This window comes from Streptomonospora salina (assembly GCF_014204715.1).
GTDB lineage: Bacteria > Actinomycetota > Actinomycetes > Streptosporangiales > Streptosporangiaceae > Streptomonospora > Streptomonospora salina.
This window is the reverse complement of the sequence record NZ_JACHLY010000001.1, coordinates 2561010-2578253: the sequence shown is the minus strand read 5'-3', so window position 1 is coordinate 2578253 and position 17244 is coordinate 2561010. Positions and strand designations below refer to the sequence as shown.

Sequence of the window (17244 nt, the reverse complement as noted above, 5' to 3'; positions counted from 1 at the left end):
ACGGTACACCCCGGTCACAATGCCCGCTATGGACGATCGGGGACTCGCTGCGGACGGAACCGTCGCTCGGGAAGGCGCCCTGGACCGCGTGCCCGCAGCGTTCACCCCCGTCGTCGACGCCGCTCGGGCTCGTATCGCCGCGGCGTTCTCCGGCGGCCGGCTCCACAGCGCCTATCTCTACGGCAGCGTCCCCCGCGGCAGCGCGATACCCGGTGTATCCGATCTCGATATGCTGATCGCCCTCCGCGACGAGCCCGCCGACGCCGATCTCGCGACCGCGAAGGCGATCGGGGCGGAACTCGATCGCGGCTTCCCGCAGATCCAGGGAGCCGGGATCCTGGTGGACGGCACCCGAGCCCTGCTCAGCGAACGCGAACGCTACGACGACGGCTTTTTCGTCGCGTGCCTGTGCACGCCGCTGCTCGGCGAAGACCTCGCCCGGTACTTGCCGCGGTACCGTCCCACCGGCCGGATCGCCCGCGACACCAACGGCGACCTCGCTGCCGTGCTCATGCGGTGGAGCGCGCGCGCCGCCGAATCCACGACCGCCGATGCACGGCTCGCGCTGTCCCGCACCGTCGCCCGGCGCATCGTCCGCACGGGGTTCACCCTGATCATGCCCGCTTGGGGCGGCTGGACCAGCGACCTTTACCGCTCGGCGGCCCTGTTCGGCCACTACTACCCGGAGCGTTCGCGGCAGATGCGGATCGCCGCCGCCACCGCCCGCACGCCCACGAGCGATCCCGAGGTCATCGGTATGCTCATCGACGACCTGGGGCCGTGGCTCGCCGCCGAACACACCGCCGTGCACGGTGCGAAGAAGCCGCACCGGTAACCGGGATCCGCACCCGTCCGGCGGCTGATCGGTGCTGCTCCGCGCCCTGCCAGCACGAAGGCCAGGGTGACGAACAGAATGGGCACGACACCGCGGATGGTGAGCGCTCGCAGGACCGGCGTTCGGCCGCCCGGCTGCTGCCCGGGACGCTCGGGAGCGAGCAGGAGGATCCAGCCGATGACGAGTACGGCGAGCAGGCTCATGAAGGTGAACGTCACGCGCCAGCCGAGGTAGGTGCCGATGAACGTACCTGCGGGTACTCCGAGCGAGAGTGCGGCCGGAATCCCCGCCATGACGAGCGCGATCGCTGTGCCCTGAAGGTGCTCGGGCGAAATGCGGCGCGTACCCGACGAGCATCGCCTAGGCCAGGCCCGCGGCCACACCCGCGACGCATGGGGCCGCCCGCCCCGCCACAGCGTCAATCGCAGGTGCGGGCCTTCTCGTCGGTGGCGGCCGTCGTGCCGCCCAGCTCCTCGGCGACCGAGGTGTCCTGTTCCTCGTCCCCCGCGCTTTCTGCAGAGGCCGACGAGCCCTCGCCGGCTGCGCCACCGCCCTCGACGCCCGCCCAGTCGTCGGCGATGACGAGTTCGACACCGCCGCTCATGCCCGCGACCTCCTCCGTCGCCGCCGCCCCGAGGACCGCGGAAAGCGCCTCGGCCCGGGGTTTCCGGCCCGGACCGTGGTAGACGGTGGTCGCCTCCGGGAAGCGCGCGACCGGGTTGCCGACGTCGGCCACGGTGAAGCCCAGCGCGCCCAGCGCGTCGCCGGTCTCGGCCCCCAGACCCGATCGCGCCGTATTGTTCAGCACGCTCACCGACACATCCGCCGGGTCGACGCCGCCGTCGCCCTCTCCGGACCCGCCATCGCCGCCGTCGTCGTCGGAGCCGTCCTCCTTCTCCTCCTCCGCTTCCCCGGGCAGGACCTCGCCCGCCGCGACGGCCTCGAACAGCTCGGAGGCCGGCCGCTCCTTCAGGACGACCTTGTTCTCGTTCTGCGGATACTCCACGACGGGCGGAGTCACGAAGGAGATCCGGTCCAGGTCCACATCCCGCATCGCGATCGCGAGATCGGCCATCGCCTCGACCGTGAACTCGTCGTCGGTCCTCAGCGAGTCGGTGACGGCGCCGAGGAAGTCGTACACGGTCGTGGGACGGGACAGGGTGTCCCCACCGGTCACCGTGCGCACGATGGAGCCCATCATCCGCTGCTGGTTGTCGATCCGGCCCAGGTCGCTGCCGAACTCCGTGCTGTCTCGGCTACGCGCCAGTCCCAGAGCCTGCTCGCCGTCGAGGACCTGTTCGCCGGCCTCCAGGTGCAGCTTGGCCTTGGGGTCGTCGATGGGCTCCGGGATGCACATCGGCACGCCGCCGATCGTGTTCACGATGTCCTTGAAACCGACGAAATCCACGAGCGTGAAATGGTCCAGATGGACGCCGGTCAGTTCCTCGACCGTCTTCCACTGGCAGGACGCGCCGCCGTAGGCCATGGCGTGGTTGATCTGGTCGAAGCGGCCGGGGGTACCGGGGAAGTCCTCTCCTGCGGGATCGCACCGGGGGATGTCGACCATCAGGTCGCGCGGCAGATTGACCAGTGTGACCGCGCCGTTGTCGGCGTTGAAGCTGGCGACGGCGGTCACGTCGGGGCGGATGCCCGCGACCTTTCCGTATTCGGCGTTCTCGCCGGTTCGCACGTCCGCGCCCATGATCAGGATGTTGTGGATGCCCTCGATGTCTGTGGGCCGGTCCCATCCGTCGGTGTCCACCTGGGCGGTGTCGATGTTGCCCGTGATGCTGTAGTAGGCCGAATAGGCGCTCAGGCTGCCCGCGATGAGCAGGGCGGTCAGCACGCAGGCGACCCAGCCGCCGGTGGACATGCGCCGCGGTGCCGCTCCATCCGCGGGCGCCCGTCGCGGCGCCTTCTCGGAGCGGCGCCGAGCGCCGTCGGCGACGCGTGGTGTGTCGCGCTTTCGGGGCACGGGGATCTTTCGTTTCGGACGGGGAGCATCAGCCCGGCAGATCGCACGCCGCTCCACACCGGGCTCCGCGACCGGTCACACAGATCGGCTCCGGTCGCCGACCGGAGCGGGCGGGCCGAAACACGGATCAGCGGTACGGCGCCAGAGGGATCCGCCGCGTCGAGATGAGGGCGAAACGGCTGGAATGCTACCGAAGCAAGCATCGATATGGAACCCGTGTGTTGCAGGACGAATCCGACAACGGAATCCGGCCTTCCGCGCACCGCACACTCCCGTTCCTGCTCAGGCGGTACACCCCACCTGCGCAACCTGTTCCCCGACACGACCGTCCCGCGTCCGGACGAGGTGAGCCGGTCCGGCATGGTGCACGGGTCAGGGGCAGGGATCGCGGCGGCAATGCGCACCTGATCGACCCCGACTTGCCCGGCGTCGCCTTCGTGAAGCTGGAAGAATCGCCGGTCCCGGTGCGAGCGCGGGCCGCATTCGTCACCGATACCGGAATCGACCGTATGTCCGGGGCTCATCCGCATTCCGCATGCCCCTCGGCGGAGGGGAGGCGTGGTCGGACCGCTGTCTCCGGTCACGGGAGTAGCGCACCAGCCACACCGCCCCTCCGGCGAGGAACATCAGGGCCGCGAAGGTCATCAGCACACCGGGCGCAAGCGATCCACCGACGTAGTGCAGGGCCGCGGCTACTGCCCACGTGACTCCTGCGGCGATATACAGCCATCCGCTGACCATCGTGCTCATCGCCTGCCTCTCTTTCGCTCGGAGGCGGATCGAGGCCGACTTCGAGCGGCGAGTCCCGGCCTAGGCCCTGTTTAAGAAGGTGTCGCTGCGAGGTCGCGCAGCCAGATGTCGATCACGGCGACCTGGATCGTGGCCTCGTAGCGCAGGGCGAGCTTGTCGAAGCGGGTGGCCACAGCACGGAACTGCTTGAGCCGCCCGATCCCGCACTCCACCACGTGGCGCTGCTTATACGCCTGTCGGTCCACCCTCGGCGGCCGGCCGCCCGCCGACCCCTTCGCCTTGCGATGGCACCGCTGGTCGCGGGGCTCGGCGATGGTCGCCGGGATCTTGCGCCGCCGCAGGTAGGCCCGGTTGGCCCGCGAGGAGTAGGCCTTGTCGGCCAACACCCGCTCGGGCCGAATACGCGGGCGCCCCGGCCCGGAGCGGGCCACACGGATGCGCTCCAGAACCCGCGCGAACTGCGGGCTGTCACCGCGCTGGCCCGCCGTCAATACCACCGACAGCGGTTTGCGGTGCTGCTCTCCGGCCAGGTGGAGCTTGGTGGAGAACCCGCCGCGCGAACGCCCCAGCGCGTGGTCGCCGGGTTCGTCGCCGGGCGGCTCGGCCTGGCGGCCGGGACGGCGGCGCGCCCCGGCGGCGTGGGGGTGGGCACGGCAGGTGGTGGAGTCGACCGCGACCGTCCAGCCGATGAGCCCGGCGGCATCGGTCCAGGCCCGCAGCTTGGCCGCGATCAGCGCCCAGATCCCGGCGCGCTGCCAGCTCCGCAGCAGATGGTAGACCGACTGCCAATGGCCGTAGCGTTCGGGCACGTCGCGCCAGGGCACACCGGCGCGGGTGCGCCAGCGGATGCCGTCCAGCAGTTGGCGCCGCGTCCATGTCGGCGGCCTCCCGCCTGCGGGTCGCGGGGGCAGCAGCGGTTTCAGGGCCCGCCACTGCTTGTCGGTCAGGTCTTTACGTCCTCCGATCGGTACCCTGGCCACCGAGGTCTCCGTGTAGATGGGCTGCTTGGTCGTTGCTCCATTTACCGGAGACCTCGCTTGTGCGCAGTCCCGACATGCCGGGCAAGCCCGATCAACCAGGGCTTCTTAAACAGGGCCTAGCCGGATCCATCGCGCAGATCCTGTCCGCCCCATCCGAGCCGTCGGTCCGCCAACCGATCCTCGACGCCCTCGCGCTGTTGATGACACACGCACAAGCCGACGGCGCCCTGCGAGATGACGTGACTGTCCATGATGTGCTGCTGATCCTCAAGGAGAATGCCGGGGTCATCGCCAACTCCCCCCGGACAGGAGGCGGAAGCGCCGCGACGGTTCGTCGAACTGGCGCTGCGTAGCCGGCGACCGTGAGGCGGCTGCGGCGGATGAGCGCCGCGAGTCCACGAGCTGAGCACGCCGGGTGTGCTCACCCGCGCGGGTCGGCGTAAGCGGCGCGTAGTACCCGTGCCCGCTGGGGCCTGAAGCCGGCGGGTGGTCTGGGCGCGGACGGGATTCGACACAGACAGCGGTAGCCGGCCGGCTCCGGCCGTATGCAGGCGTACACCACGACGAAGGCCCTGAGCCGGGTTCTCCCTGCTCAGGGCCTTCGCTCGGGTCTGTGACCTGGAGTGCGCTCGAGAGGATTCGAACCCCCAACCTTCTGTTGTAACGGCTGAGGTGTGTGAGCAGCGGGGGAGCGGCGGGAGGCGTGCTGACGTGGGCGGGGAGTGCTCGCCGGTTCCCGGCGCTTCCGGCCGCGTCCTGACGCCATGTGCGATGAATGTGCGATGCGGGCAGGCGGCCAGCCTGGGGCTCACCAGCGCTTTCGGTACGCGACGGTCGGTGCTCATTCGGCAGTATGCAACGTCGACATGGGCGGTTACCCGATAGGCCGACCATAGTCGGCGTCGAGCTGACCGCCGACGGTGCCGCCGCCCCAGCAACCCCAGCCGCGAGCAACCACGGCCACGGTCTGAGGCGCTCGGTCGCGCCGGTGCCGGCACCCGAGACAGGCAGAGTCGCGCGATCGAGTGCCTCGGGACCAGAACGCCAGTGACCCCTGGAGGTTCCGGCGCCTATGCCCAGGAAGCGCGGGCGAGGCAGCGAGGGGAAGGTGCGCTACACTCGCGAGACGCTACTTCTTAGATCCGACAGCTTCGGTGAGCCCCAACGGCTTGCTATGTAGATCCCGGTGCGCCTGGCGCAAGCGTCGCCAAATTTGATCTCGGGACTGCATCCTTGCGAAAGGTGCAGTCCGTCATGTCTGGATTCCTCTGGGCCGCCGTCGATAGTGGATCGCACCACCTGACGCATGTTCTAGTTGCTGTGGTGGTACTCCAAATGCTTCGCCTGTCAGTGCGACTTGTGGTGAGCCTTGTGGCCCTTAAACGGGCCGAGCGTCCCGACATCCCCGCTGTTGTGAAGGCTTTGGCGGAGTGGGACCGTCGGTCTCCACGCCGCTAACCCCACGCCATGCAGCGGCCGTCCGCCGCTCGGGACCGGGCGGCAGCCCGCAGCCCGAGCGGCGGACGGCAAGCCGGGCGCGACGGCGCGGAGCGCCGTCGCCTTGATCTCATACGGCTCAATTCGGCAGATCGCGGAAAATGGCGTGGTCGGAGTGGATATTCCAAGAACACTAAGAAAGATCTTCAATCTGCTGGAGTACGTTTCGCATCTCAAGCGGAATTTCTTTCGCTCGAATATTGTGAGCAATTTTTTCAAAGGATACCGTCTTTTTCCGGTTGCTCTGAAGGTGTTTGTTGATTCCTGACAATAGATCCTTGGGAGGGCAAACGGATACACGGTACGTAGGATCACTCCAGGCATGTGGGAATGATCTATGAAATTCTTCTGAGATGGACACCGCGTGGTTCGATGCGGATTTCTCATTTAATGTCTTTTGCTCCAACATCCGAGCGAAAACTCGGGATTTCATGCCTTCTGATTCTGAGTCTATATATTCACGTATGTCGTCAAAGTCTGCCCCTGAAACTCTCGAGATGACCTCAGGGATAATGAGGTAATTCTCGATCTCTTTGCAGTGCCAGATATGAACACTGTCAAATATTTGATTTAGCTGTTCCGAAGTACTGGATACTTGGTCATCTGTTCTGTAGTCGCGATCCAATAGAATCATACTTTTAATGGAACGCTGAAGAAAATCATCGATAAGCCATTTGAAATGCTCAGTGTTAGGCCAATTTGAATAGCCGCCCATTGGAATTACAGCCAACGATGTTTCTCGTTCAAGGTTTACGTGTTGCATCTTCCGGGATAGAATTCGTAGAATGCGCGAATCATTGCCTTCGACAAAGAGGACTGCTTGCGCGCGTAGAGCTCGTGCTAAGCTGAGGTTGTAGGCTGTTCCTAGCGATGCCGTCAAGTCGGAGAGAACGTCGTCTGTGGGTGTACGAATGCCCTTCTTTTGGTTTTTGTCAATCCAAATTATGGCGCGAGTGTCCGTCTCAGCAAGGATCTCACTTGAGTGACTTGCCAACAGGACTTGGCTGCTCAAGTTATCTATTAACCTGACAAGTCGTCTTTGAAGATCTGCATGGAGAAACACTTCGGGCTCATCGAAAACCAGGGTAGAAGACTCGAAATTTCTGTATACATGCAAAAGGATCTGGAGCCATATTTGGATACCATCCCCAGCCCACACTAATTCTTTCTCAAACCTACTGCCCTGTTCACGGTAATAGACATCAATGGTGACATCGGATCCCGAATAGTTGAGCACCGGTTCTCTTAGCTCAAGCTCTGGGATCCACGGTGTGCAGAACTCTACAAATCCCTCCCATTTTCCATTGTTTACAAGTTGATAAAGTTGATTCCTGAAGTGGCGACTGCTAAGTCTCGAAGAGTGGTTTGCCCTTACGTATTTTTCACTTAGAATACCCTCTTCGTGTTCAATCGGGGAAAGTGTCGGAACTATCCCTATCGTGTCATGCGAGTCGACGAATTTCTTAAACGACCGCACATTGGTGCCGTTTGAGTCGTATAGGCAGAAAAAAGGTTCCTGTCGTGCTTGAGAATCTTCTTTCTGAGGAGGCCACGCTGCCCGGAATATTGCACCGGAAGACCACCTTACTTCAAAGTTTGTATCATTATTCAAGAAATTGTGGCGGACGCTTTCGTTTAAGGTTTCAAAATCTCGAACGGGAATTGGGCTTCCGTAGACCTGGATGTCTCCCCGCGGGTATTGAGACGCGGTCCTAGTGCGAGCGGATCTTAGGCATGCGTCGGCTAACCGAAGGGAAGTGAGTACGGTACTCTTCCCTGCGCTGTTGACTCCAACTAGGCAGTTTTTCTTTCTCAAGGTTACTGAGAAAGTTTCAAATGCCCTGAAGTTGCGAAATCGAATATTGTTGATCATCTGATCATGTCCTGCGCAAGTCAGTTGCGGCTTACCTGTAAATTGGGTCTTGAACTACGAGCTTTTTGTTCGCCGCAGAAGTTCCTTCATCGTCTCTTCCGGTGTCGTGCATCTGAAGCCCGTATCGTCATCCTTCATGGTTACGGTAGCATCATTAAACGCTGAAGGCGTGGCTCGGAAAAATGGACTTGTAAAAGCGCTTCCCTTGAGTTCGTAGCGGTCCGGCTCGGACTCCGTGGAGCACCATTCCCAGGTGTTGCCGCACATGTCGTAGATGCCGTAGGGGCTGACGCCGCTGTGGTAGCGGTTGACGGGCGTCGTGGCGCGGAGTCCGCTCTCCCTGACGTTGCACTTGGCGGGGGTGCGCTGGCTGCCCCATGGGTAGACGTCGCCTCGGGCGCCGCGTGCGGCCTTCTCCCACTGCTGAGCCGTGGGTAAGGCCTTCGCCGACCAGCTCGCGTATGCCGCCGCGTCCTTCCATGTGACGAACACGACGGGATGGTCGTTCGATTCGGCCGGCGGTTTTCCGTCGTCCCAGTGCTGCGGTGTCGGATGATCCGTTGCGGCGATGAATCGCGAGTAATCGGCATTGGTCGTCGGGAAGACGTCGATATAGAACGAAGGTAGGAACACCGGCTCGTTGTTATCACCTGCGAGGTAGACACCGGCCTCCACCAAGGCCATGAGCTTTCCGTCTACCGGGTGCCGCACTTGATGGGGCTCGTTCACCGGCAGGGGAGCGGAGTCCGCGCGGGCCGGTTCCTTGGGCTCCGCGTCGGTCTGGGGCTTGGCGTCGAGCGGGCCTATCAAGTTTTCGAATCGAGCTGCAACGTCTGCACCGGATGCCGCTAGCGAGGTGTCCAAGGCTTGCTGATTCACCGGACGAGGGTGAATCTCCTCGCCGTGTTTCTCCCACTTCGACACCATGCGTTCGCTCACGCCGAGGTGGCCCGCAAATGCGCGAATGCTCATCCTCTTTGCCTCGCGAAGTGCGCGGACCTCACGGCCGGACCATATCTTGATGGTCGGGGTGGCCATCGATCCTCCAGGGGGTAAGGGATCGGTCAGAGTCGTTCCGGGGGGATCTCCTCGTATTCCTTGCGCAATTCGGTGAATACAGGGTGATCGCTCGGGAACTCGGTCCCGTCGATAGCGGTCACCGGGCGGACGCCGACGCTCGTGTTGGTGGCGAATGCCGCTTGTATGCCGTCGAGGTTCGTCAGGTTCACGGGCGCGGTGATCGTCTGCTCGTGTACCTGCTGGAGTAGCCGCATCGTGACGCCGGGAAGAACTTCCGCATCGGGCCACACGACGTTTTCGCCGTCGAAGAAAGCTATGTTCCAGGTCGCGCCTTCGGAGACGAATCCGGATGAGTCGGTGAACACCGCGTCATCGAATCCACTGCGCTGCGCGGTGCGGCGGTGGCGGAGCTGACCGAACAATCCGATGTGCTTCACCAACGGCATATCGCGGGTGTAGACGGCGCTCTGGGCGCGCATCGGTGATGGCGGGAGTGCTGCGGCCGGTCTAGTGGTCACGAGCACGTGCGGTTCAGCGTCGCTCCCGGGGTGCCCCATTTCCAACGCGGGGTCGAAGATGGTGACCCGAACGACGAACGGGCCGCCCTCGTCCGCTACAGCCTCCCGAACGAAGCGCTGCACACGCTCGCGGTCAAGTTCGGCACCGAACACCTTCCGGCAGTCCTTGACGAGTCGGTCCAGATGGTGTGAAAGTCCCCGAACGTGCTGGTCGTCCACGCGCATGGACGTGAAGTGCCCGTAGTTGACCAGCGCGAGTGTCTGTAGCTCGCTGAGAGTGGCCGGCGCCCCGTTGAGTTGTGCCATAGCCACAGTTTGGCAGCGGCTTTGCCGCGAGCACAGGGTCTAAGTGCAGTGAAAGTTCAGCACTGAGGCAGCGTCGGGACATGGGAAAGGTCCCCGACTCCCCTGGATGCTTGATCCATGAGTGACACGCGACGTGTTTACCAGTGCCGTTCCTGCCGCGGACGAGGGCGTACGACCGTGCGTCCCCGTCGGCTCGTCGTGGTCGGTCCCGCGTCCGGCACCTCGGCCGTGGTGCGCATCGTCCCCTGCGCCGGTATCGGCATGGCTGCCGCCGCGTAGCTCCTACAAGTGACCCCCGCGAGTGCGGCGAACACTCCGGGGGCGTGGTCCCAACCTGACTAAGACAGGTGGAACGATGACAAGGCTAACGCCGCTTTCTCCGTCCGACAGCCGCCCTCGGTACGCTCGGCCCTCCTACGTCCGGCCCTACGTGCTCGCTCACGAGCGGCGCATGCGCGAACGCGAATCGGCCGAACGGGTCCGCCGCGAGGAACGCCGCCGCGCGGCCGCCGTCGCCCTGGCCGGTACGGGGGCGCTCGCATGAACGCCCCGAACGACGCCTTGCTCGCGCTGCTGCGTTCGCGCTACGGCGAACGGTGGTCCATCCGCCGCACCGAACACCTGTGGATCGCGACGGCCCTCGACCGCGACGCCGACCACGCACCGACGCTGATCGAACCCGACGTCAAACGACTCGTCCAGCAGATGGAAGACCCGCCCGCACGAGCCGGCGGCCGATCTCCGCGCCCTGGATCGCCGACCAACTCGTCGAAGTCGGCGACGGCGTCTACTGGCAGGATTTCCCGCCCCGTGCGTAGGCCGAGCCCGCGCGGCCGGTAGCCCTGATAACGGCCTTCCCACCGACCACGCGTTGGGGCGTGCGGTCCGGTATCCCCTCCCCGGATTGGGCCGCACGCCTGCTTCTGCGAACTCCGGCCTGATGCGGATGAGCTCGGCCCACGAATTACCGTCAACACTGAAAGGGCAGCAGTGATGGCACAGTGCAGCACCTGCGGCGGTACCGGAGTCGTCTTCGTAGAGACCGATGGACGTCAAGGTGAACGATGGAAGTCAAAGGAGGCGGTGACGTGCCCCCGATGCAAGGGAACCGGCAAGCAGTGACTGCCATCCGGCGCGCATTCGCCGCGGTCGATCGAGCACGCTTCATCCCCGACCGCATCTGGCCCGTTGCGCTCGGCCCGCCCTTGGACCGAACCGATAACCCCCAGGAGTGGGCCGACCTCGTGTACTCCGACGAATCCATCGTCACTCAGGTCGACGATGGTCGGAGCGGCGGTATAGGGCGGCCGTCCTCGTCGTCGTCCTCGCCGGCGGTCATGGCGGAGATGTTGGAAGCGTTGGACGCGCGTCCCGGAGACCGGGTGCTGGAGATTGGAACGGGAACCGGCTATAACGCCGCGGTACTGACCGAGTTGGTCGGTGGGTCCGGATCGGTCACCACCAGCGAGGTCGATCCCGTGGTAGCCGACCGGGCCCGTGCCAATCTGAACACTGTGGACGCCCTTGCGGCGGTGGTCACCGGCGACGGCCAGCACGGATACGCACCAGGCGCCCCCTACGACCGGGTCATAGCGACGTGCTCGGTGACGCGCATCCCATCCCCGTGGATCGCCCAAGCGGCCGAGGGCGCGGTGATCGTGGCGCCGTGGAAACCGTCTGCCGAGCTTCCCGGTGGATTTCTTACCCGGCTTACGGTCGAGGATGGCGTGGCGGCAGGGAGGTTCGTCGGGCACACGTCGTTCATGATGCTGCGCGCTCACCGCTGGCAGGGTGGGGCACCCCACGACCTCGACGGCGCCCCTGACGTGGCAACGCGTTTCAAGGGTGACCCTCGCGAGGTAGTGCTCGACGAGGACACCGGTCCCGCGCTCGCGTTGACGGTACCCGGGTGGCGGGGAGGGATCCGGGTCTATGAGCCCGGTGGTGACCAGTACGTATGGTTGTCGGCGACGACCGGACCGTCGTGGGCGCGGCTGCACGGTGATGGGCGCGTTGAGCAGGGCGGGCCGCGACGGTTGTGGGACGAGTTGATCGAGGCCCACCGGCGATGGGTCGGTGACGACCGGCCGGGCGTCACCGACTACGGGCTCAGCGTCGATGCAGCAGGGGCGCACCGGGTGTGGCTGGGGACCCCGCACGGTCCGTCGTGGACGCACAGGGGGCGGGTCGCGCTCGGCGGTGATGGCGTCGCTTGAACCTGTGCGGAGCCGCCCTGCGACCATGACCCTCGACCGGTACGGGCACCTGTTCCCGGACCGCCTAGACGAGGTGGCCGAAGCGATGGACGCCGCTCGGGTCAAGGCGACGGCTGCGGCCGACGAGGGGGACTCGGCTCGCACCGCCGAGTAGAAGCATGTGCGATGAATGTGCGACGCGGCCCCTCAGGAGCCTCCCGCACGTCCCCGCACAAAGAAGAAGGCCCGGCCTGTCTGTGCAGGTCGGGCCTTCTCTTAGCTGTCTCAGCTCTGCGCGCTCGGGAGGATTCGAACCCCCAACCTTCTGATCCGTAGTCAGATGCTCTATCCATTGAGCTACGAGCGCCGGATTCGGTTGTGCGGCTCCCGCCGGGGTGTTCCCTGCGGAAGACGTTTATGACTCTACCACGGGAGGAAGCGCGGTTTTGCCGCATGATCCGCCGGGGAGCGCCGTGTGTGAGCGAGATCCCAGGTCGGCCCCCGTCGACCGAGGACTGCGGGGGCCGACCCGGGTGGGTAGTGTAAGCCGTGTGCGGTGGGGATTCGCCGGTGGGGAACCCTCAGCCCGCGGCTTCCTTCATCGCCTGGGACCAGAGGTCGACCGCCTCGTCGATCTGGTCGGCGGTGACGATGAGCGGCGGGATCATGCGGACGACGTTGCCGTGCGGGCCGCAGGTGAGCAGCAGGAGCCCCTGGTCCGCCGCGGCCTTGTGGGCACGGGCGGCGGTGGCGGCGTCCGGGGATCCGTCGGGGCCGGTGAACTCGTTGCCCATCATCAGCCCCCGGCCGCGCACGTCGCCGATGACCGGGTGGTCGGCGGCGACGCCGGACAGGCCCTGCTGGAGGCGCGTGCCCATCCCGGCGGCGTTGGCGACCAGCCCTTCGTCCTCGATGACGTCCAGGGTGGCCAGTGCCGCCGCGCACGCGACCGCGTTGCCGCCGTAGGTGCCGCCCTGCGAGCCGGGCCAGGCCTGCTCCATCAGCGATTCGGGCGCTGCGATCGCCGACAGCGGGAAGCCGCTGGCCAAGCCCTTGGCGGTGATGAGGATGTCGGGGCGGATCCCGGAGGGGTCGTGGCCCCAGAAGCTTCCGGTGCGCCCGAAGCCGGTCTGGACCTCGTCGACGACGAGCAGGATGCCGTGCCGGTCGGCCCGCTCGCGCAGGCCGCGCAGGAACGCCTCCGGAGCGGGGACGTAGCCGCCTTCGCCCAGCACGGGTTCGACGAAGATCGCCGCGGTGTCCTGCGGGGAGCTGACGGTGGCCAGCTGGTAGTCCAGCTCGCGCAGCGCGTAGTCGGTGGCTTCCTCCTCGCTCATGCGCAGCCGGTAGGCGTAGGGGAACGGGGAGACCACCACGCCGGGCATCAGCGGGCCGATGCCCGCGCGGATCTTGGTGCCCGAGGTGGTCAGCGATGCGGCCGCCATCGTGCGTCCGTGGAAGCCGCCCTGGAAGACGATCGCGTTCTGGCGCCCCGTCGCCTGGCGCGCCAGCCGCAGCGCGGCCTCGACGGCTTCGCTGCCGGAGTTGACGTAGAAGAGCCGGTCCAGGCCCTGGGGCAGCACGCTTCCCAACCGTTCGGTGAGCTGGAGCAGCGGCCGGTGCATCACCGTGGTGTACTGGCCGTGCACGAGGGTGGCGACCTGGCGCTGCGCGGCGTCGACGACCCGGGGGTGGCAGTGGCCGGTGCTGGTGACGCCGATTCCGGCGGTGAAGTCGAGATAGCGGCGGTCGTCCTCGTCGTAGATGTAGACGCCTTCTCCGCGCGCCGCATGGACGGGCGTGGCCTGCTTGAGCAGGGGGGAAAGCGCGGCCGACTGCTCAGCCATGCTCAGACCTCTTCCGTAGGATTGTTGACAATCGACAGAGCTATGGAATCATCCCACATGACGCGGTGTCCAGGTCCGTACACACACCCCCCGGGCGGGTCCGGGCATCGCCGCTCGCACGAACACACCGACGGCGGCGGTTAGCCTGCGCGCACTGCGGGGAAGGCGTCCGGCGGGGCGACCGCCGGGGCCTTTCGCGTGTCCGGCGAGCGCACCGTCACCCACCCAGCCCAGAAGGGGATGTACGCAATGACCTTGGCCGAACGGGAGACGCAGGTCGTCGAGCGCGTGCCCAAGCAGCTCTTCATCGGCGGCGTGTGGCGCGACGCGGAGAGCGGCGCGACGCTCAAGGTCGAGGACCCCTCCACCGGGTCCGTGCTCTGCGAGGTCGCCGACGCCGGAACCGAAGACGGTTTCGCCGCGCTCGAAACCGCCGCCGCGACCCAGCCCGCGTGGGCGAAGTACGCGCCGCGCGAGCGGGGCGAGATCCTGCGCCGCGCCTACGACCTGCTCATGCAGCGCCAGGACGACCTCGCGCTGCTCATGACCCTGGAGATGGGCAAGCCCTACTCCGAAGCCAAGGGCGAGATCGCCTACGCCGCCGACTTCCTGCGCTGGTTCTCCGAAGAGGCAGTGCGCATCGAAGGCGGCTACTCCGTCGCGCCCAACGGCCAGGCGCGCTTTCTGATCATGCGCCAGCCCGTGGGGCCCTCCATGCTGATCACGCCGTGGAACTTCCCCATGGCCATGGGGGCCCGCAAGATCGGCCCGGCCGTCGCCGCCGGCTGCACCATGATCCTCAAGCCCGCCCAGCAGACCCCGCTGTGCGCGCTCGCGCTCGCCGGCATCCTGCGCGAAGCCGGCCTGCCCGACGGCGTCCTCAGCGTCGTGCCCAGCTCCGACGCCGGCGGCATCACCGAGCCGCTGCTGCGTGACGGGCGCATCCGCAAGGTCTCCTTCACCGGCTCGACCCCCGTCGGCCGCAAACTGCTGGAGCAGAGCTCCGAGCAGGTGCTGCGCACCTCCATGGAGCTGGGCGGCAACGCCCCCTTCCTGGTGTTCGACGACGCCGACCTCGACGACGCCGTCGACGGCGCCATGCAAGCCAAGATGCGCAACATCGGCGAGGCGTGCACCGCCGCCAACCGCCTGTACGTGCAGTCGGGCGTCGCCGCCGAGTTCGCCCGCAAACTCAGCGAGCGCATGGGCGCGCTCCGGCTCGGCCGCGGTACCGAGGAGGGCTCGGAGGTCGGCCCGCTGATCGACGCCAAAGCGCGGGAAAAGGTGCAGAGCCTGGTCGACGACGCCGTCGACCGGGGCGCCCGTGTGCTCGTCGGCGGCTCCGCCGGAGACGGCGACGGCTACTTCTACCGGCCCACGGTCCTCGCCGACGTGCCTCAGTCCAGCGACCTGTCCTCGACCGAGATCTTCGGCCCCGTCGCTCCGATCATCGCGTTCGACACGGAGGCCGAAGCGCTGACCGCTGCCAACGACACCGAGTTCGGTCTGGTCAGCTACGTCTACACCCGCGACCTCAACCGCGCGCTGCGCGTGTCGGAGGAGCTGGAGACCGGTATGGTCGGGCTGAACCAGGGTGTGGTCTCCAACCCCGCAGCGCCCTTCGGCGGTGTCAAGCACTCCGGGCTGGGGCGCGAGGGCGGCCGCGTCGGCATCGACGAGTTCCTCGAAACGAAGTACATCGGCGTCGGCGGAGTCTGACTCCGCTGCGGGGCGGCTCCGGCCGCACACCCCGCAGCGGCGCGGCCGGGCGCCCGTCCGCTGTGCGTGGGAGGGCGGACGGGCGTCCTCGGCGCCGGTCGCCGAACCGGGCGCACCGGCCCGCGGCGCCCCCGGGGAAGGGGCACCGCGGGCCGGCGCGCGCCGCCGCCCGGACCCGTGCGCGGGTCAGTTGCGGGTGGTCGACGGGTCCTCGACCGCCGGGGGGTCGGCGGGTCCGGTGCCGTTGATGCGTTCGACGGTGTCGAGCATGTGCGATTCGATGAGGGCGAGCAGCTGCGCCTCGTCGCCGTCGGTTATGGCGTCGAGCAGCTTCTGGTGCTCGTCGACCAGTTCGGAGGCTTGCGGGTAGACGTCCTGCATCACCGTCAGGCACATGCGGGTCTCCACCAGCAGGGTCTGGGCCATGCGCTCCAGTCGGCGATTGCCCGAGCAGCTCACCAGTGTCTGGTGGAACGCCTGATCGGCGTCGCTCATCTCGGTGCGGTCGCCGGTCTCGGCGGCCTCGACCAGCCGGTCCAGCGAGGCCGTCAGGCGGGCCAGCGCTTCGCCCCGGTTGCCGCGCATGACGAGTTCGCACGAGGCGCGCTCGACCGCCAGACGCGCTACGTAGATGTCGCGTACGTCCGCGGCTTCGAGCTCGCGGACGAACAGGCCGCGGTGCCGCTCGCTGCGCAGCAGCCCTTCCTGGACCAGCCGCTGCATCGCCTCGCGCAAGGGGCCGCGGCTGACCCCGAGCCGAGCGGCGATGTCGGTCTCGCCCAGCTGGTCGCCGGGCGCCAAGTGGCCGTACATGATCGCCGAACGGAGCTGGTCGGCGATCAGCGCGGCGGTGGACCGTCGCGGCACGGGTTCGAGTCCGCCGTTGGAGCTCATGGCAGCCGTTCTCCTCTCGTCCTCCTATACGTGCCGTGGACGGCGGTGTCCGCCGCGGCGCCGCAACGGGCACTCATGGTGTCAGCGCCGGGGCGGTGCGGACACCGGGGTGCCCGCACGGAACAGTGTGCCCAGCCCGTCGCGGGGAGCGGCCGCACCCGCAAGGCGCAGCCCCTCCCACACGCTGACCTGGTTGGCGGTCAGCACGGTCTTGCCGAGCCGATCCTCCAAAGCGTCCAGAACGGCCGCGCTGTGCAGCGCGGTGTCGGGCACCAGGACGGCCTCGGCGCCGGGGGCGTCGCCCGCCGCCACCCAGTCGAGCACGTCCTCGCCGGGCAGGGTGCCGACCTCGGCCGCGGTGGCGATCCCGCGCCCCGACCAGGCCGCAACCCCGATGCCGGCGGCGCCGAGGAACTCCACGAAGCGTTCGGCGACGTCGTCCGGGTAGCTCGCGGCGACCGCCACCCGGTCGATTCCCAGCGCCCGCAGTGCGTTGACGAACGCGAACGAGGTGCTGGAGGCCGGTGCGCCCGCCTCCCGCCCGACCGCCTCGGCCTGGGCGCGGGCGCCGTCCGGGCCGAAGACGAAGCTGCCGCTGGTGCAGGCCCACACGGCGGCGTCGACCCCGAGGTCACGCAGCTCGCGCGCGCCCTCGCCCAGGACGTCGGAGCCGCCCACGTCCAGGAGGGCGTCCACCCGGTGGGCGTCCTCGCGCATGAGGGTGTGGACGACGTGCAGCCGGACGCCGCCGCCCAGCTTCCGCTCGAACACCGGGTAGTCGTCCTCGGCGCTGTAGCCGGGGTAGAGGAACCCGACACCGGTCATCTGCGTGTAC

General features: G+C 66.9%; 15 protein-coding genes, 1 tRNA gene and 1 pseudogene. 7 read left to right on the top strand and 10 right to left on the bottom strand.

The genetic code is table 11. The features are described 5' to 3' along the window. Positions 1–28: 28 nt before the first annotated feature. Positions 29–835: a nucleotidyltransferase domain-containing protein gene (locus HNR25_RS11790; RefSeq protein ID WP_184635002.1), complete on the top strand. Its 807-nt coding sequence runs from the start codon at positions 29–31 to the stop codon at positions 833–835. Between the two features lie 116 nt (positions 836–951). On the opposite strand, the pseudogene HNR25_RS25890 reads toward HNR25_RS11790, so the two are convergent. From HNR25_RS25890 to HNR25_RS11775, 3 genes and pseudogenes are all read right to left on the bottom strand, one after another. Beyond that, a pseudogene (locus HNR25_RS25890) lies at positions 952–1128 on the bottom strand (MFS transporter); the annotation flags it as partial. Positions 1129–1253: 125 nt separating this feature from the next. Continuing rightward, positions 1254–2708: an LCP family protein gene (locus HNR25_RS11780; protein ID WP_184635000.1), complete on the bottom strand. Its 1455-nt coding sequence runs from the start codon at positions 2706–2708 to the stop codon at positions 1254–1256. Between the two features lie 923 nt (positions 2709–3631). After that, positions 3632–4540, bottom strand: coding sequence for an IS5 family transposase (locus tag HNR25_RS11775; protein WP_184634998.1), 909 nt, complete (start codon positions 4538–4540; stop codon positions 3632–3634). A gap of 74 nt (positions 4541–4614) precedes the next feature. Between HNR25_RS11775 and HNR25_RS11770 the strand changes: the two genes are divergently transcribed. Continuing rightward, positions 4615–4893, top strand: coding sequence for an SbtR family transcriptional regulator (locus HNR25_RS11770; RefSeq protein WP_184634996.1), 279 nt, complete (start codon positions 4615–4617; stop codon positions 4891–4893). A gap of 1277 nt (positions 4894–6170) precedes the next feature. On the opposite strand, the gene HNR25_RS11765 is transcribed toward HNR25_RS11770, so the two are convergent. Genes HNR25_RS11765 through HNR25_RS11755 form a run of 3 tightly spaced genes read right to left on the bottom strand, consistent with a single transcriptional unit; the run spans position 6171 to position 9754 of the window. Continuing rightward, a complete protein-coding gene (locus HNR25_RS11765) occupies positions 6171–7910 on the bottom strand; it encodes an ATP-dependent nuclease (protein WP_184634994.1) in 1740 nt (579 codons plus the stop codon). 54 nt (positions 7911–7964) lie between these two features. Further along, the gene (locus tag HNR25_RS11760; RefSeq protein ID WP_184634992.1) at positions 7965–8948 is read right to left on the bottom strand and encodes an SUMF1/EgtB/PvdO family nonheme iron enzyme; all 984 of its coding nucleotides are present in this window, start codon (positions 8946–8948) and stop codon (positions 7965–7967) included. A gap of 26 nt (positions 8949–8974) precedes the next feature. Further along, positions 8975–9754 carry an aminotransferase class IV family protein gene (locus tag HNR25_RS11755; RefSeq protein WP_184634983.1) on the bottom strand — a complete coding sequence of 260 codons (780 nt, stop codon included), beginning with the start codon at positions 9752–9754 and terminating at the stop codon, positions 8975–8977. Between the two features lie 355 nt (positions 9755–10109). On the opposite strand from HNR25_RS11755, the gene HNR25_RS11750 reads away from it, so the two are divergent. From HNR25_RS11750 to HNR25_RS26495, 4 genes are all read left to right on the top strand, one after another. Further along, positions 10110–10298: a hypothetical protein gene (locus HNR25_RS11750; RefSeq protein ID WP_184634981.1), complete on the top strand. Its 189-nt coding sequence runs from the start codon at positions 10110–10112 to the stop codon at positions 10296–10298. Next, a complete protein-coding gene (locus HNR25_RS11745) occupies positions 10295–10594 on the top strand; it encodes a hypothetical protein (protein WP_246463620.1) in 300 nt (99 codons plus the stop codon). Before HNR25_RS11750 ends, HNR25_RS11745 begins: the two co-directional genes overlap by 4 nt. A gap of 224 nt (positions 10595–10818) precedes the next feature. Continuing rightward, on the top strand, positions 10819–11970 hold the full coding sequence (locus HNR25_RS11740) for a methyltransferase domain-containing protein (protein WP_246463618.1): 1152 nt from the start codon (positions 10819–10821) through the stop codon (positions 11968–11970). A gap of 25 nt (positions 11971–11995) precedes the next feature. Next, positions 11996–12124 (top strand): hypothetical protein, encoded by a 129-nt coding sequence (locus HNR25_RS26495; RefSeq protein WP_281387502.1) that lies wholly within the window; start codon positions 11996–11998, stop codon positions 12122–12124. Positions 12125–12243: 119 nt separating this feature from the next. Here the strand turns inward: HNR25_RS26495 and HNR25_RS11730 are convergent. Continuing rightward, a tRNA-Arg gene (locus HNR25_RS11730) sits at positions 12244–12316 on the bottom strand. Between the two features lie 214 nt (positions 12317–12530). Further along, positions 12531–13796 (bottom strand): aspartate aminotransferase family protein, encoded by a 1266-nt coding sequence (locus HNR25_RS11725; RefSeq protein ID WP_184634979.1) that lies wholly within the window; start codon positions 13794–13796, stop codon positions 12531–12533. Positions 13797–14045: 249 nt separating this feature from the next. On the opposite strand from HNR25_RS11725, the gene HNR25_RS11720 reads away from it, so the two are divergent. After that, complete coding sequence (locus tag HNR25_RS11720) at positions 14046–15515, top strand: NAD-dependent succinate-semialdehyde dehydrogenase (protein WP_184634977.1); 1470 nt, start codon at positions 14046–14048, stop codon at positions 15513–15515. A gap of 186 nt (positions 15516–15701) precedes the next feature. Here HNR25_RS11720 and HNR25_RS11715 read toward each other — a convergent pair whose 3' ends face one another. Together HNR25_RS11715 and HNR25_RS11710 are read right to left on the bottom strand one after the other, a co-directional pair. Next, on the bottom strand, positions 15702–16409 hold the full coding sequence (locus HNR25_RS11715) for a GntR family transcriptional regulator (protein ID WP_184634975.1): 708 nt from the start codon (positions 16407–16409) through the stop codon (positions 15702–15704). Between the two features lie 81 nt (positions 16410–16490). Further along, positions 16491–17234 (bottom strand): maleate cis-trans isomerase family protein, encoded by a 744-nt coding sequence (locus HNR25_RS11710; protein ID WP_184634973.1) that lies wholly within the window; start codon positions 17232–17234, stop codon positions 16491–16493. Positions 17235–17244 lie beyond the last annotated feature (10 nt).

Coding starts and splice junctions, on each gene's coding strand:
- HNR25_RS11790 (WP_184635002.1), top strand. CDS start 29: ATGGACGATCGGGGACTCGCTGCGGACGGAACCGTCGCTCGGGAAGGC.
- HNR25_RS11780 (WP_184635000.1), bottom strand. CDS start 2,708: ATGTCCACCGGCGGCTGGGTCGCCTGCGTGCTGACCGCCCTGCTCATC.
- HNR25_RS11770 (WP_184634996.1), top strand. CDS start 4,615: ATGCCGGGCAAGCCCGATCAACCAGGGCTTCTTAAACAGGGCCTAGCC.
- HNR25_RS11765 (WP_184634994.1), bottom strand. CDS start 7,910: ATGATCAACAATATTCGATTTCGCAACTTCAGGGCATTTGAAACTTTC.
- HNR25_RS11760 (WP_184634992.1), bottom strand. CDS start 8,948: ATGGCCACCCCGACCATCAAGATATGGTCCGGCCGTGAGGTCCGCGCA.
- HNR25_RS11755 (WP_184634983.1), bottom strand. CDS start 9,754: ATGGCACAACTCAACGGGGCGCCGGCCACTCTCAGCGAGCTACAGACA.
- HNR25_RS11750 (WP_184634981.1), top strand. CDS start 10,110: ATGACAAGGCTAACGCCGCTTTCTCCGTCCGACAGCCGCCCTCGGTAC.
- HNR25_RS11745 (WP_246463620.1), top strand. CDS start 10,295: ATGAACGCCCCGAACGACGCCTTGCTCGCGCTGCTGCGTTCGCGCTAC.
- HNR25_RS11740 (WP_246463618.1), top strand. CDS start 10,819: ATGGAAGTCAAAGGAGGCGGTGACGTGCCCCCGATGCAAGGGAACCGG.
- HNR25_RS26495 (WP_281387502.1), top strand. CDS start 11,996: ATGACCCTCGACCGGTACGGGCACCTGTTCCCGGACCGCCTAGACGAG.
- HNR25_RS11725 (WP_184634979.1), bottom strand. CDS start 13,796: ATGGCTGAGCAGTCGGCCGCGCTTTCCCCCCTGCTCAAGCAGGCCACG.
- HNR25_RS11720 (WP_184634977.1), top strand. CDS start 14,046: ATGACCTTGGCCGAACGGGAGACGCAGGTCGTCGAGCGCGTGCCCAAG.
- HNR25_RS11715 (WP_184634975.1), bottom strand. CDS start 16,409: ATGAGCTCCAACGGCGGACTCGAACCCGTGCCGCGACGGTCCACCGCC.
- HNR25_RS11710 (WP_184634973.1), bottom strand. CDS start 17,234: ATGACCGGTGTCGGGTTCCTCTACCCCGGCTACAGCGCCGAGGACGAC.